General features: G+C 39.1%; 22 protein-coding genes. 12 read left to right on the plus strand and 10 right to left on the minus strand.

Annotated features, from left to right (window positions below; all coding sequences use genetic code 11):
- Positions 1 to 49 precede the first annotated feature (49 nt).
- The 6 genes from LS684_RS23415 to LS684_RS23440 all read left to right on the plus strand — a co-directional run bounded on the left by LS684_RS23415 (position 50) and on the right by LS684_RS23440 (position 4,080).
- On the plus strand, positions 50 to 1,273 hold the full coding sequence (locus LS684_RS23415; protein WP_233812045.1) for an MFS transporter: 1,224 nt from the start codon (positions 50 to 52) through the stop codon (positions 1,271 to 1,273).
- A 172-nt stretch (positions 1,274 to 1,445) separates the two neighbouring features.
- Positions 1,446 to 1,631, plus strand: coding sequence for a hypothetical protein (locus LS684_RS23420; protein WP_233812046.1), 186 nt, complete (start codon positions 1,446 to 1,448; stop codon positions 1,629 to 1,631).
- 329 nt (positions 1,632 to 1,960) lie between these two features.
- A complete protein-coding gene (locus LS684_RS23425) occupies positions 1,961 to 2,689 on the plus strand; it encodes a LamB/YcsF family protein (protein WP_233812047.1) in 729 nt (242 codons plus the stop codon).
- A 79-nt stretch (positions 2,690 to 2,768) separates the two neighbouring features.
- Positions 2,769 to 3,071: a hypothetical protein gene (locus tag LS684_RS23430; RefSeq protein ID WP_225003362.1), complete on the plus strand. Its 303-nt coding sequence runs from the start codon at positions 2,769 to 2,771 to the stop codon at positions 3,069 to 3,071.
- Positions 3,072 to 3,076: 5 nt separating this feature from the next.
- Positions 3,077 to 3,586: a 2'-5' RNA ligase family protein gene (locus LS684_RS23435; protein ID WP_225003363.1), complete on the plus strand. Its 510-nt coding sequence runs from the start codon at positions 3,077 to 3,079 to the stop codon at positions 3,584 to 3,586.
- Positions 3,587 to 3,672: 86 nt separating this feature from the next.
- Entirely contained in the window at positions 3,673 to 4,080 is a 408-nt protein-coding gene (locus tag LS684_RS23440; protein ID WP_233812048.1) for a secondary thiamine-phosphate synthase enzyme YjbQ, read from the plus strand.
- Between the two features lie 44 nt (positions 4,081 to 4,124).
- Here the strand turns inward: LS684_RS23440 and LS684_RS23445 are convergent, their stop codons facing one another.
- Positions 4,125 to 4,520 (minus strand): thiol-disulfide oxidoreductase DCC family protein, encoded by a 396-nt coding sequence (locus LS684_RS23445; protein ID WP_349293155.1) that lies wholly within the window; start codon positions 4,518 to 4,520, stop codon positions 4,125 to 4,127.
- A 59-nt stretch (positions 4,521 to 4,579) separates the two neighbouring features.
- The gene (locus LS684_RS23450) at positions 4,580 to 5,158 is read right to left on the minus strand and encodes a histidine phosphatase family protein (RefSeq protein ID WP_233812049.1); all 579 of its coding nucleotides are present in this window, start codon (positions 5,156 to 5,158) and stop codon (positions 4,580 to 4,582) included.
- A gap of 154 nt (positions 5,159 to 5,312) precedes the next feature.
- Between LS684_RS23450 and LS684_RS23455 the strand changes: the two genes are divergently transcribed.
- Entirely contained in the window at positions 5,313 to 6,167 is an 855-nt protein-coding gene (locus tag LS684_RS23455; RefSeq protein ID WP_225003366.1) for an STAS domain-containing protein, read from the plus strand.
- A gap of 44 nt (positions 6,168 to 6,211) precedes the next feature.
- Here the strand turns inward: LS684_RS23455 and LS684_RS23460 are convergent, their stop codons facing one another.
- Both LS684_RS23460 and LS684_RS23465 read right to left on the minus strand, forming a co-directional pair.
- Positions 6,212 to 6,700, minus strand: a complete 489-nt coding sequence (locus tag LS684_RS23460; RefSeq protein WP_169215113.1) for a hypothetical protein — start codon at positions 6,698 to 6,700, stop codon at positions 6,212 to 6,214.
- Positions 6,684 to 7,169 carry a hypothetical protein gene (locus LS684_RS23465; protein WP_233812050.1) on the minus strand — a complete coding sequence of 162 codons (486 nt, stop codon included), beginning with the start codon at positions 7,167 to 7,169 and terminating at the stop codon, positions 6,684 to 6,686. Before LS684_RS23465 ends, LS684_RS23460 begins: the two co-directional genes overlap by 17 nt.
- Before the next feature lie 139 nt (positions 7,170 to 7,308).
- Here LS684_RS23465 and LS684_RS23470 point away from each other — a divergent pair, with 139 nt between their 5' ends.
- Both LS684_RS23470 and LS684_RS23475 read left to right on the plus strand, forming a co-directional pair.
- On the plus strand, positions 7,309 to 7,506 hold the full coding sequence (locus LS684_RS23470) for a hypothetical protein (protein ID WP_225003368.1): 198 nt from the start codon (positions 7,309 to 7,311) through the stop codon (positions 7,504 to 7,506).
- Between the two features lie 593 nt (positions 7,507 to 8,099).
- The gene (locus LS684_RS23475; protein ID WP_233812051.1) at positions 8,100 to 8,294 is read left to right on the plus strand and encodes a hypothetical protein; all 195 of its coding nucleotides are present in this window, start codon (positions 8,100 to 8,102) and stop codon (positions 8,292 to 8,294) included.
- 111 nt (positions 8,295 to 8,405) lie between these two features.
- Here the strand turns inward: LS684_RS23475 and LS684_RS23480 are convergent, their stop codons facing one another.
- From LS684_RS23480 to LS684_RS23500, 5 genes are read right to left on the minus strand one after another with little or no spacing between them, the layout of a single operon-like run.
- Positions 8,406 to 8,903: a ribonuclease FAU-1 family protein gene (locus LS684_RS23480; RefSeq protein ID WP_233812052.1), complete on the minus strand. Its 498-nt coding sequence runs from the start codon at positions 8,901 to 8,903 to the stop codon at positions 8,406 to 8,408.
- Positions 8,904 to 8,941: 38 nt separating this feature from the next.
- On the minus strand, positions 8,942 to 9,415 hold the full coding sequence (locus LS684_RS23485; protein WP_233812053.1) for an NUDIX hydrolase: 474 nt from the start codon (positions 9,413 to 9,415) through the stop codon (positions 8,942 to 8,944).
- Between the two features lie 50 nt (positions 9,416 to 9,465).
- A complete protein-coding gene (locus LS684_RS23490; protein ID WP_233812054.1) occupies positions 9,466 to 9,810 on the minus strand; it encodes a VOC family protein in 345 nt (114 codons plus the stop codon).
- A 19-nt stretch (positions 9,811 to 9,829) separates the two neighbouring features.
- Positions 9,830 to 10,195 carry an aminoacyl-tRNA hydrolase gene (locus tag LS684_RS23495; protein WP_233812055.1) on the minus strand — a complete coding sequence of 122 codons (366 nt, stop codon included), beginning with the start codon at positions 10,193 to 10,195 and terminating at the stop codon, positions 9,830 to 9,832.
- Positions 10,196 to 10,245: 50 nt separating this feature from the next.
- Positions 10,246 to 10,575: a hypothetical protein gene (locus tag LS684_RS23500; RefSeq protein ID WP_233812056.1), complete on the minus strand. Its 330-nt coding sequence runs from the start codon at positions 10,573 to 10,575 to the stop codon at positions 10,246 to 10,248.
- A gap of 172 nt (positions 10,576 to 10,747) precedes the next feature.
- On the opposite strand from LS684_RS23500, the gene LS684_RS23505 reads away from it, so the two are divergent.
- The 3 genes from LS684_RS23505 to LS684_RS23515 are packed head-to-tail and all read left to right on the plus strand — an operon-like array spanning position 10,748 to position 12,007.
- Positions 10,748 to 11,344, plus strand: a complete 597-nt coding sequence (locus LS684_RS23505; RefSeq protein ID WP_233812057.1) for a TetR/AcrR family transcriptional regulator — start codon at positions 10,748 to 10,750, stop codon at positions 11,342 to 11,344.
- A 4-nt stretch (positions 11,345 to 11,348) separates the two neighbouring features.
- On the plus strand, positions 11,349 to 11,693 hold the full coding sequence (locus tag LS684_RS23510; protein ID WP_169215123.1) for a DMT family transporter: 345 nt from the start codon (positions 11,349 to 11,351) through the stop codon (positions 11,691 to 11,693).
- Positions 11,693 to 12,007 carry a DMT family transporter gene (locus LS684_RS23515; protein WP_225003376.1) on the plus strand — a complete coding sequence of 105 codons (315 nt, stop codon included), beginning with the start codon at positions 11,693 to 11,695 and terminating at the stop codon, positions 12,005 to 12,007. The genes LS684_RS23510 and LS684_RS23515 overlap by 1 nt, the downstream gene beginning before the upstream one ends.
- Positions 12,008 to 12,104: 97 nt before the next feature.
- On the opposite strand, the gene LS684_RS23520 is transcribed toward LS684_RS23515, so the two are convergent.
- Complete coding sequence (locus tag LS684_RS23520; protein WP_169215125.1) at positions 12,105 to 12,887, minus strand: nucleotidyltransferase domain-containing protein; 783 nt, start codon at positions 12,885 to 12,887, stop codon at positions 12,105 to 12,107.
- Positions 12,888 to 12,895: the final 8 nt, after the last annotated feature.

The raw sequence follows: 12,895 nt of genomic DNA on the forward strand, positions 1-12,895 counted from the left end.
GGTCTTGAAGAAAATAAGATCTGTATAAATGAAAATGAGGTGCAAGTAGATGGGAAGCGAAAAAAAATTAGATATATTGGCCTTATCCTCTATTCCTTTAGTAATGACTCTGGGGAATTCGATGTTGATCCCTGTTCTTCCCCAATTGGAAAAAAAGCTTGCCATTACGGGTTTTCAATCAAGCTTGATCATAACCGTGTATTCCATTTTTGCTATTCTCTGTATTCCCATTGCCGGTTACTTATCCGATCGTTTCGGAAGAAAAAAAGTTCTGATCCCCAGTCTGATCATTGCAGGAATGGGAGGTCTCATCTGTGGATTCGCTTCCATTTACGGTACAAACGCCTACGTTTTCATCATTATAGGAAGGGTTGTTCAAGGAATTGGTGCAGCTGGAGCCTTCCCGGTTGTCATCCCAACGGTAGGTGACCTGTATGAAAATGATGATGAAATCACCAAAGGTTTAGGCTTAATAGAGACATCCAATACGTTCGGTAAAGTATTGAGCCCTGTACTTGGTGCATTATTTGCAGCCTGGATATGGTTCATTCCATTCTTCTCTATCCCCGTATTTTCACTCCTGTCCATTTTACTGATTGTCTTGCTTGTAAAGGTACCTATCAGACAAAAAGAAGGAGAAGCCAAACAGACCATTAAGGAATTTGTTCATGAAGTGGGAGTGATCCTTAGAAGGGAAAAGAAATGGATATTCGGAATTTTTATAATTGGAATCGTATCCATGTTCACATTATTCGGCTTCTTATATTATTTATCGACCCGTTTAGAACAAGCTTATGGAATGGATGGTGTGATGAAAGGTTTATATTTGGCCATCCCTCTTCTTTTTTTATGCCTGACCTCTTATATTACTGGGAAAGTGATTGGAAAAGGGAAAGACAAGATGAAATGGGTCATCGTATTTGCATCCCTTTTGAGTTCAGTGGCTTTCATTCCGCTGATTTTCACAGAAGGCAAATGGATGATCTTAATCATATTTTCAGTTGCCGGTATCGGAATGGGTGCAGCCCTTCCATGTTTGGATGCATTGATAACAGAAGGGATAGAAAAAGAACACCGCGGTACCATTACCTCCATCTACAGTTCAATGAGATTTACAGGTGTCGCTGCAGGTCCTCCGTTAGTGGCGTTAATTGAACCTTTTCATACTTTTATCACATTCATTGTCCTCAGTATACTATCTAGTCTCGTAGGGATGCTTTTCATTAAAGTGCAGGGAAATACCCCACAGGTGATATCCACTAAGAAGGCTTAACGAAATCATCTCGAAAAAAACCGGAGCTGTAAATATGCTCCGGTTTTTACTTTTACCGGTATTCCTTATAAAAGAAAACATTTTTTTGATTCAGCCAGGTTTCATTCGATTCATAATGTGGTAGATATATCCATAAACTTGTTAGGGACCGTAATCGTAAGGGGGAAAATGCATGAATTGGTTAATCATTTCGGTATCTCTTTTTATACTTTTCATCCTAATTGAAGAAATTATATATTTCTATTTACGAACAAGAGTGATTCACTACCACCCTAAGAAGGAGAAAGAGATGGTAAGCGATGGCAGGATAAAAATTTGGTACCATAAGGTAAAACACAAGCTCACCCATTCACAATAGAATTAGTACATAGAATAAGAGGCAGAGACACCCTTCTGCCTCTTTCAGCATTGCTACCTTGTCACTTAAACAGGAGACGATTTCCTCCCCCCCTAGAAAAGGTACATGTTCTATGATGCCTCCCCTACCTCATACCTTTACTTTATAAAAATCAGGAACGATTTGATTACCTCTAAACATGAATAGATGATAAGAATCAATATCTGATTGGAAAAAGAGGTTTTATCTCTGTCAGCCAGTCAGGAAAAGCATCCAAATGAGATGTATGATATGATGAATAAGAATTCTGAATGTTACAATTCATTTCATATGGATGAAAGGATGGAACAATGAAAATCGATTTAAACTGTGACTTAGGAGAAAGCTTTGGTACATATACGATTGGAAAAGATGAAGAAATGATGAAATTCGTTTCCTCTGTTAATATTGCCTGCGGATATCATGCAGGAGACCCACTGGTTATGAAGAGAACGGTCACGCATGCACTGGAGAATAATGTAAAGATAGGTGCTCACCCGGGTTTGCCCGACCTGCAAGGGTTTGGCAGAAGGATAATGAAAGTATCCCCCGAAGAAGCTTATGCCCTAGTACAATATCAAATAGGAGCCCTTCTCGGTTTTACAAAGGCACAGGGAGGAAGTTTATCCCACGTAAAGCCCCATGGAGCACTTTATAATATGGCAGCAAAGGACCCCGTCCTCGCTGGATCGATTGCTAGAGCCGTATATGACCTTGATCCCGGGCTGACCTTATTCGGACTGTCTCAAAGTGAGCTGACTAAAGCTGGAGAAGAGATCGGATTGAAGGTTGCACATGAAGTATTCGCTGATCGAACCTATCAATCGGATGGTTCCCTCACCCCCCGTTCCCATGCCAATGCAGTTCTTCATGATGAGCAGGAGGTAGAAGAGCAGGTGTTACGAATGGTGGACAAACAGGAAGTGGTCACTGCTGATGGGGAGGTAATCTCAATTAAAGCGGACACAATCTGTCTCCATGGAGACAATACTGCTGCTTTGAACCTCGCTAAACGATTATATTCAACTTTACGTGAATAAGCGCTGTCTTCAGCCTTATTCACGTGCAGGACCAGGTTATAGAAATAATCCATCGTTCAGAAGATAGGAGTAATCTCAAATGAATAAGACTTTACTACTAGAAGGATTCCGCTGGATGTTCCTCTTGCTCGTTGCCTGCGTTATTATTCTATATGGTTATCAGCGGTTCATTTTACACTCAAGCATTGAATCGGCGCTACATAAAGTTTCTCCCGATGCCATCATCATTGGCATCATTCAAACTCATATTACAAATAATCAAGAGAAAGTGTATGAAGCTTTATACAAAACGACTGATGGAAAATGCTTCAGAGCTTCATTTGACCGAGAAAAACACACGTTCTTAAGAAAACAAGAAGCCACGTGTGGATCAAAGGAGTAAAATCGATGAAACGAGCCATTCATATCTTCCCCGAAATTGAATCAGAAGAAATACAAAGGATCAGAAAGGTCCACGATCCCTTATGGGATAAAATCCCACCTCATATTACACTCGTTTTCCCATTTACTTCTAACATACCCCAGAGTCAGATCATTTCACACGTATGCAACGTAGCTTCTGAGATGAATCCCTTTCCTCTTGTATTAAAGGAAATCACAGGGGCATCCGACGAATATTTATTTCTTAATGTTAAAAAAGGAAATGACTCGATCATCCATTTACACGATCAACTATATAAGGGATTGCTGCATCCTTTCCGAAACCAGTTCAATACTTACACCCCTCATATTACTGTAGGGCGGATTGGTATAATGGAAGAATTCCACAGGGCTGTAAGAGAGTATGAGAAATGGTCTGATTGCTTTCACACAGACGTAACAGAAATCGTAATAGAGGAAATCGATGAACGGGAAGTTTCAAGGGTGATCAGTGTGATCCCCCTTGAAAGTCAGTAAGCGATCATGAATGAAAACTATTAGTTTTAGAAAGACGATTAAGAGGAATAGGAAGGAAAAAGCCAAACACAGAAAGGACTGTAACCATGATTACTACACTTACGTTTGATACGAAAAAACGGGATGAAATGATTGACATTACCTCATATATACAAGACATTATAACCAATGCGGGTATCAAAGAGGGTATGGTGGTCGTTCAATCCTTACATACCACAGCCGGGATCACGGTGAATGAAAACGCGGATCCAGATGTTCAAACGGATGTTCTACGGCGATTGGATGAGTTATACCCCTGGGAACATACTCTGGACCTTCATGGAGAAGGCAACACAGCTGCCCATTTAAAAACAAGTACAGTTGGCCACTCCCAAACAATCATCGTGACGAATGGAGTACTTCTTTTGGGGACCTGGCAAGGCATTTACCTCTGTGAATTTGATGGTCCCCGGTCAAGAAGAAAAGTATCCGTAAAAACAATCCAAAGTGAATAAAATAAAAAGACTTGAGGAAATCCATTTTCCATCAAGTCTTTTTGTTATAAAAAGCGGTCTTTACTATCTGGCGGTGGCACCATACATGATTCTTGCCTGCCGAACCATCTATATCTGTTCTTGGCCACCCATCTGTAACCCTTATCTCGTACTATTTTCGGGATGATCATCCCAACACGGAACATCCTCCAGGGCCACTTTAATTGGGAGCATACCTTTAAAGCAGCTGTTGATTCGACATAAGCTTTAGTTCCGTCTATCAACACAATGCTGTCTGTGTTTCTCGAAATGCCATGTTCCTTAATTAATTGTTTCCCAATTTCACTTTGTAAAGAGGCAAATTTAAATATACCTTCAGGGTCCCTGTCGATAATAAAGCGTACACTGCTGTTGCAGAAATTACAAACACCATCAAACAATATGACAGCCAAACCAATCACACCAATCTTTTCTCATTTCATTTATAATTATAGTAGAATCTGTAAAAGTAGTTCCAGCTTTATGCATGCTCCGATAAATGACCAACTTCATTATAGGAATGTACGGACCAACGGTTATTCTTGAAATGCAAATGGCTGAGACACCCGTTAAACAGCTTCAAGTGCTCCGATTTCTTGTCCTTTTCAAGAAACTCTTTTAAGATTGCACTGATGACTGCACCGTGAGCCACCACAAGTACCTTCTTGTCAGGAAACTGAAGCTGTATCTCCCTCAATCCTCCCTGCACCCTATCTACCAGTTCATTGTATGTTTCCATTTCAGGGAAGATAAAGGCCGGATAATTCTTTTCTCTTTCTTCACGGGACAAGCCCTCTCCTAAACCAAAAAAGCGTTCCTTGAATTGATCCATTAAAACAATGTCCAGGTCCAAGGCTTCATTGATAATATCCGCTGTTTTACTTGCTCTCATCAATGAAGTGGTTATGAGTACATCCCATTTTTCCATTTTTAAGTATTCTCTGCATTCTTCTGCTTGCAATTTCCCGTTTTCATTTAATGGTATGTCTGTTTGACCTTGTAATTTCCCATGAAGATTCCAATTTGTTTGCCCGTGTCTTACTAAACATAGATGTGTCACTTCAATTACTCCTTCTTTTTAACATAAACAGTAATGACCGTACTTCGTATAGGTATAATTCTACAGTTTTCTATGTTATACTATACTACCATTAAAAGAGATTATTGCGAAAGTTCAAATAAATCATCTGTAAATAAAGGAGCTGGCTGAAAAGATGGAAGATGAATTACTATATTTAGGACAAGAGATTATTTCTCATAAATCTGAAATCACTCATATGGTCTACGAAAATCAAGGACTGCGGTATTCAGAACAGATTAAATTCTCAGGAATGACGATGGAAGAAGTGTCAGAGCGGCGGAATGAATTAATTCATACCCTTGGAGAATCACTATATGAAGATCGAAATGATTCTCTTATTAAAATAAATGAATGGTCACAGAAAGTTGGAAAAGCCGTCATTGAACACGGTATATCCCTGAATGAGGTCTTAAAAATCTTATCCAAGTACCGTACAGCGATTTGGGAATTTTTCAGCGAACAAATTAAAGACAATAAAATATCGGCCTCCCTCATGCTACAAGCCAACAATAGAATCAATCCCTTACTGGATGAGATTACATACATGTTCAATGAATTGGCTATAAAGCAGCAAAATGATCAGCTGGCCCTTATTCATACGGCTATGGATGAACTCTCCGCCCCGATTGTCCCTATTGCTGACAAGGTTGCAATATTACCTCTAATAGGTGAAATAGACACCCACAGAGCAAGCTCTGTAATGGAAACCGCTTTAAAGAGAAGTTCAGAATTACAGTTAGACCATTTATTCATAGATATATCCGGTGTGGCCATTATGGACACGATGGTTTCACATAATATCTATCAGATCATCCATGCATTAAAAATGATGGGTGTTCAATCCGTATTGACAGGTATTCGCCCTGAAGTGGCCCATACCCTTGGAAATCTGGGGATTACCTTCGATGATTTGAAAACAAGTGCAACTTTAAAGCTGGCACTCGAAGATATTGGATTTACTCAGGATAATGCACTCCTTCCCAACTAACAAAAAACCAGTAGCCTCTTGGCCACTGGTTTTTTTCCATTCCTTCAGTTACTTTTCTTCACTTTATGATGAAATAGAAGTTGGATACTCTGAACCGCCATATAAATAGGTATGGACCAATACATTTCATACCCTTTCTCAAAGTGAAAAATACCGATTTTTAATGTGATCCACTCCATCAGTATTGAAAAGGCTGTCCAGATTAAGATATATGCAAGATTCATGATTCCCTTGATATTCAACTTCTTATAGATATAAATAAAAAAATAACTGTAAGGCCCATACATGATATAGCTTATAAAATCGATGGCCTGGTAGCTTGAACGATCATTCACGTCATAATAATCCCAAGGTGGGATACTGATTGTATGATCATAAAACATCCCAATCGCTATTCCATAAATGAAGTAACTTAATCCTTCGAGAAATGAAAATATTTTTGGGGTGATCCATATTAATAAAAGGAGGGTCATGAGACTAATGATTATAAACCACTCGTTTAAGTCAAAAGACCTCTCATAAATTCTGTCCACCCTTTTTAACCTCCTTTTTCTGCAGTGCATACAGCGCTTTTCCCAGCCCAATTGAAATAATCAAATAAACACTGTTCATGATAACGGTATTTAATAGACTCCACTGGGGATAATCTATTGTTTTAAAATGCAGATGAAGAAGATCTAAACTGGTGATAAAAAATAATAAGCTAATGAAGAGAATGGATTTATGAATTACTGAGTCAGAATTCAAATACCTGTTAACCATAACCACTCCAACCAAGGGCAATATGCATTCACGGTTAATGAGTAAGCTGATGAATTGGGTGACGTCCCTTGAAGCTCTAATCCATTCTAGCTTATTGGTCATTACGGTAAGGTAATTCGTTGAAATAATCGATAACACCATGAACTGTATAGAATTTGTGGTGAAAGAAAGCTTTTTATCCATAAACAGAACAATGTAGATAAGGACGATAAATATGGTAATGAAAAAAGGGAGTGACATCGATTTCTCCTTTATCTTTTCTCTCTATTCTTGCCTTAATCTCATCAATGCATAACCACGATATCCCACGCAGACAGTTTGTATGTTTGAATTTATTATTCAGGGGAAAATGGATAAGAAAAATGGAGGAGGCATTTCGATGAAACATGAATCTATCAATCCACAGTATGCTGAAGACGAAATTAAGGAAGTGTTTCTGGATGGTTTACAACGCGACTTTTCACGAGAGGAAGAAGTGTTGATCTCACGTTGGACACAATCTTTCAATAAAAGCGAACGAGCCACAATTATTAACCTTCTTAAAGAGTTACTCAACAAACATAAAAGACATGACTAGATTTCAATCAGTGGCAGGAGACGACTGAATAAATCAGGAGTTCCCTGCCACTATAAGAAAAGGCAAGCCCTTATTCGAGGGCTTGCCTTTTCTCCTTATATAGTTAGTTTTCCTTATAGATCACTCGTCAAATCCAGAAGCTTATCAATATCGACGCAATAGATTGGGCGTTTAATATCCTCTTGTCCAAGTTCCGTGGTATCTTCTAGTACATCATCAATATTCATACCTTTAAATACCTCCCAAGTTGTCTATTCATTCAGAATGTCAAAAGGTCATATACATTCTTATCATAGAATACGAATGAAAGCTATCACTCATGGGGGTACTTTATCATTTTATTATAATTGAGCTCTATTCGTATATAAAGGTAGTTTTCCTTAGAACGATGCTTCCCTTTCTCTAGAAAGTGCCGGATTTCTTCCTTTTGAACCATACAGTGATTGGCTACATACTTAACCGAATATTTCCAAAAGAGTGTAACATCCTAATCAGAAAGTTGAATTAAATCTAAGGGTGTGGTATGGTTAAACGAATATGGGACTGCTTGAAACATCAAGTAGTAGAATACCTCTCTCCTTGAAGGAGGCATTATGATGAAACGATTTTCCATGCTTCACGTACCACGGGATAATAGGCATAGAGGACGTCCAGCTGTTACCGTTCACGTGCTCCCTGTTCATAATGAATTTTTTGCAATAGGGAAATCATCAAAAAGGAATGGGAAAGCAGCAAACAACAACGAAAAACTAGCCGCATATTATGCGTATCTTGATACATTGAAATAAAGGACTTATGATTAAGCTGATCACTTGAGATAGTGAATCAGCTTTTTTTGTATCCCTGTCTTTAAATGGCGAATCACATCTTTCCCTTTTTCAAACAGGACCACCTTACACCTAAACTGATGAACGGAAGAAGGCTAAATGTTCCCTGGTCAATTGCTCCAAGTTCAGCTTTTTTTGTTCAATACGTTGAACGAGTCGTTCACATTCCGTATTAGCGAGCAAGTAGTCCACCTTCGAAATAAATTCATTTTTATAAGCGTCCTGCAATTCGTCCAAATCTTTTGTAATCATATTTCCATCAGGCAAAACGATGATGTCCAAATATAAATCATCCATCCATGGTCCTCTTATGGCATCATATCCATTTTCTTTGGTGATATCAATATACCATTGGATAACAGCTTGTTCCTTGTTCAGCATAGCAGTAATGGAATAGTGGCACTGATCAGGAAAGAATTGCAGCCATGAGAATCCATCATTCGCAATACATATGGAAATATTTTCATATCTTGCATAAAGGGGATGAGAGACCTTTTTGAATGTAACAAGGGAAAGATAGCCATTCCGTTCTCCTGAAGATGTATATTGAATGGAGACTTCTTTTTCCAATATACGAGACCATCCCTCCCGTGTCCCGTATTTCCGCTTTAACAATGTCCTTCCCCTGATGGGAAATGTTTCTTATAGTCATGAATCATTCTCTTGTGGCTACTAACCATTGATTCTGGTAAACCCTCAAGATCATAGAATCTTAACTGTATGGATTCAGTCCTTTCCGCTTTCATTTCCCCTTTAAATTCATTTGTAGAATACACTGTGGTGACAACGTAAAATTCGTCCCCATTTTCAGCTTGTATGTACTGATCCTTTCCAGAATATACGTTGAACAAGTGCAATGAACCTAATTCCAGATTCGTTTCCTCTTTCACCTCTCTTTTCGCTGTCTCTTCAGTTGATTCCCCTAATTCCATCAATCCACCGGGCAGACCCCATGAACCACTTGGAAATCTCCGTTGCTGAAGGAGAACCTGATGCATTTCATTAAACACCAATACGACAGACCCTACAAAAATAAGAGGGCGCGTTCCAACCATCTCTCTTAATTCTTCTATGTATCCCACAGCTCCATCTCCTACCTTCATTTATCTCTTATCACGAATCTGGGTTTGATTTAGAAATTCATATATTGGCAAGCCTCAAATCCATTTCCATCTAAATCCCAAAATTCAAAGAAGCTCACCTCACCATCCTCTTCTATCTCTCCCACGTTCACACCTTTCTCTACAAGCTTTAAGCGTGTCTCTTCCAACGCATCAGAAAAAAGAATCGGCTTAATGGATGAGGGACGGACCTTTCCCTCTTGAATCGTAAGTTTGGTACTTGCTTGACCTATTTGAAACACAATATATTGACCAGAGTCAAAAACCTGCTCAAACTCCAATACCTCTGTATACCATTGAACGGACTTCTTTAAATCGTCTACTATAATATGAACTGTATCCACTTTAGAAAACAATGGAATCCCTCCTTTTCATTTAGTCTTTTAAAAGAGTCAGGTGCCCTATAAGCTCATTCGCTTCATGCTTTTCCATTGGCGGAAGCGCTACCACTGTCAGGGATCCTGCTTTAATTTCAGTTAGCCCGCTGTCATGAATGCTGAAGTATCCTTTCTTCTCCAGTTTCTCCAGCTCTTCCGCTTTACCCTTCAGGACAATCTTTTTCATCCCCGTCTGCACCCATTCTACGAAGTCAGTTTGACGATTAAGAAAAGGTGAATCCGATGACATCATAGTCAACGTAGTAAGCGTAGCAGCATGTGCCACTTGTGCTGCCGTTTTACCTTTTGACATGTTAATATCCTTGTTAACGATATAATATTGTACGAGATCACGACTGTTCATTCATTTCTCCCCCTTTTTCATTTATTAACGTATCTTCCCATTGAAACAGATCACTTTCTTCTCAGTTTTGCATATTCGTTATCAACTGTAATGATCCTGACCTTCTCTCCTACATTGAAATCCAAATACTGGTCACAATCCACCTTGTACGTTCGCCCGTTGTCAAATCTCATAGAACATGAAGGATACCTGTTCTTTTCATCGATGACCTCTCCTGTCTTTATCCCTGTTGAACCTTTATTCCCATTTACCGGAAAGTACTTTTCCTCAATCAATACCCATTCTTTCTGGCTAATAACCACTATCTTCAGAACAAAGAGTCCCATCAATAAAACAAGCAGGATTCCCAGTATCATTACTTTAACACGTACGTTCACCATTTGGATCATTTTCCTTTCATATAAGATCAACAAATGATTATATGAAGGAATTCTCCCATTCATTCGAAAACACTACAGAAATGGATAAATCATCCAGCTTGCATTTGGATAGGAAAAAGGACTACAATAAGACTACCTACCGTTAGTTAGTTAGGAAGGAAGTGAAGTCAATATGAAATCGGACAACAAACAACTCATTAAAGCGGCAGCATTAGATTTATTCGGCCAGCAAGGATATGAGGATACCTCCTTGCAGGAAATTGCCACCGCTGTCGGCATAAAAAAGCCTTCCATTTACAATCATTTCAAAAGCAAAGAGGATTTATTTGTGGAAGTGCTTGAAGATTTAAACGTGTCTGAAGTAAAGGCATATCGCAGCGTTCAGGAGAATATGGATCCCGAAGAACCGCTAACGAATATACGTACACTTTTTGACCTGTTTTGTCACAGATTAATGACGACTAAGGAAGCATTATTATGGAAAAGAGTAACATTCTTTCCGCCTGAAATGTTTAAAGAACTTATCCAAGAGCATTTCATCTATTTTGAAGAGGTGACGTCTTCGATTTTGGTATCCATCTATAGAGAAGGAATGAACCAAAATCTATTTCATGACATTGAGGAAGAAGAATTTGTTGCCTCATTTTTATGTTTAGTTGATGGTGTTTTTTTAGAGCATCATTATTACACAGAGGAAATATTTCAACGACGAATTGAATCGGCTTGGAAGGTATATGAACTGGGGATTTCAAGTCGTAAAGGAGAGTAGCATCATGGGTTGGATTTACGTCATTATAGGCGGGGTTTTGGAGATTGGCTGGGCAACCGGTTTATCTCTTTCAGAGGGTTTTACTAAACCCGGCCCAAGCATCATCACATCGGTTCTTATTTTGATCAGTTTTTATTTTTTCTCTAATTCCATGAAATTATTGCCCATTGGTACTGCTTATGCCGTCTTTACAGGCATTGGTGCCGCTGGAACAGCTGTTGTGGGTATGGTGTTTCTGAATGAAGGATTTAGCCTGTTGAAGGTTGTTTTTATCTCACTGCTCATCTTTGGTGTAATTGGTCTGAAGATGAGTGACAAAGAGGAAAATGATGCAGGGAGGTCATACTAATGGGATGGATGTTACTGATTTTGGCAGGATTCTCTGAAGTAGTCATGGTCACATTCATGAAGCTGTCGGAAGGATTCAAAAAGCTTGTCCCTTCCCTTCTAAGCTTTCTTGCAGGTGCATTGAGCTTTTATTTATTGTCACTTTCTCTCCTTGATATCCCTGTGAGTACAGGATATGGGATATGGACCGGGATCGGATCTGCTGGTGCTGTTATGATTGGAATGATATTCTTCAAGGAAACAAAAGACATTAAGAGAGTGTTTTTTATCTTCTGTATCATTGGTAGTATCATTGGCTTAAAGATCGTTTCATGATTATTTTCTTAGAATGGCCAGCCTTTCTTAAAGGGTGGCCATTCTACTGATGATGAAAGAAAATAGATTCATTTTCTTATTAACCCCATTTGTTGGGCTACCACTCCGGCTTCGCACCACCCCATACCTCTTTCAACATGCTAAAAAATGTTTGATTTAGTTCATCCCATAAATCGGCTTCATTTATGATCAGTCCTTCTACGAGTTCCTCCATCTTTACTACATCATGATGGATACTGACTTCCAGATTCTTCATGAAAGAATCTGATACCTTTCTTTCTTCCACTCTTGATGTGATGAGGAAGATAAGCGTGTCCTTTGTCTCTCCATTAATGGGAAGATGTTCAAGCATCCTGAAGATCTCGTTAGGTGGAAAGGTACGGTACTTTATGATCCATTGATAAGAAAGCCACGGCCTGATGATGGTCATCCATTCTTTAGGAATGGCCGCCCCGTCTTTCGAACGCTTCTCGAAATTGCGTTTAGTCATGTGAAAGTAATGAATGATGCATCGGTCCGGGGAAAATGCAATATCCCTCATTTTCCGTATTTTCTCTATGGACGAATGCTCCCAATATATATTTTCTGGTGTAAGCCACTCCAATAAAGAAGGATTTGACTTACGGAGAAGTTTAAGTGCTTTTTTCAGATCCCATCCACTACATTCAAGGCCTTGATGAGTGCATGTTTCAATCACGTCACTGGTCTCTTGGAGATTCAGATATGCCTTTACTTCCCGAATATAAATGAACCTCACATCAAAGTCACTCCGGTCTGTGTGATACCCCCATGCCCGACTACCAGCTTCAACGGCGTATAAAACCTTCACTTTTTCCTCTTCTTCAATGCGTTTAAGCTCTTCCATAATCCTATTCTTCACAAACATTT

The sequence above is a fragment of the Cytobacillus spongiae genome (assembly GCF_021390075.1).

What these genes read in the sequence shown, in the direction of transcription:
- LS684_RS23415 (WP_233812045.1), top strand. Translation starts at nt 50, where the DNA reads ATGGGAAGCGAAAAAAAATTAGATATATTGGCCTTATCCTCTATTCCT.
- LS684_RS23420 (WP_233812046.1), top strand. Translation starts at nt 1,446, where the DNA reads ATGAATTGGTTAATCATTTCGGTATCTCTTTTTATACTTTTCATCCTA.
- LS684_RS23425 (WP_233812047.1), top strand. Translation starts at nt 1,961, where the DNA reads ATGAAAATCGATTTAAACTGTGACTTAGGAGAAAGCTTTGGTACATAT.
- LS684_RS23430 (WP_225003362.1), top strand. Translation starts at nt 2,769, where the DNA reads ATGAATAAGACTTTACTACTAGAAGGATTCCGCTGGATGTTCCTCTTG.
- LS684_RS23435 (WP_225003363.1), top strand. Translation starts at nt 3,077, where the DNA reads ATGAAACGAGCCATTCATATCTTCCCCGAAATTGAATCAGAAGAAATA.
- LS684_RS23440 (WP_233812048.1), top strand. Translation starts at nt 3,673, where the DNA reads ATGATTACTACACTTACGTTTGATACGAAAAAACGGGATGAAATGATT.
- LS684_RS23455 (WP_225003366.1), top strand. Translation starts at nt 5,313, where the DNA reads ATGGAAGATGAATTACTATATTTAGGACAAGAGATTATTTCTCATAAA.
- LS684_RS23465 (WP_233812050.1), bottom strand. Translation starts at nt 7,169, where the DNA reads ATGTCACTCCCTTTTTTCATTACCATATTTATCGTCCTTATCTACATT.
- LS684_RS23470 (WP_225003368.1), top strand. Translation starts at nt 7,309, where the DNA reads ATGAAACATGAATCTATCAATCCACAGTATGCTGAAGACGAAATTAAG.
- LS684_RS23475 (WP_233812051.1), top strand. Translation starts at nt 8,100, where the DNA reads ATGATGAAACGATTTTCCATGCTTCACGTACCACGGGATAATAGGCAT.
- LS684_RS23495 (WP_233812055.1), bottom strand. Translation starts at nt 10,195, where the DNA reads ATGAACAGTCGTGATCTCGTACAATATTATATCGTTAACAAGGATATT.
- LS684_RS23500 (WP_233812056.1), bottom strand. Translation starts at nt 10,575, where the DNA reads ATGGTGAACGTACGTGTTAAAGTAATGATACTGGGAATCCTGCTTGTT.
- LS684_RS23505 (WP_233812057.1), top strand. Translation starts at nt 10,748, where the DNA reads ATGAAATCGGACAACAAACAACTCATTAAAGCGGCAGCATTAGATTTA.
- LS684_RS23510 (WP_169215123.1), top strand. Translation starts at nt 11,349, where the DNA reads ATGGGTTGGATTTACGTCATTATAGGCGGGGTTTTGGAGATTGGCTGG.
- LS684_RS23515 (WP_225003376.1), top strand. Translation starts at nt 11,693, where the DNA reads ATGGGATGGATGTTACTGATTTTGGCAGGATTCTCTGAAGTAGTCATG.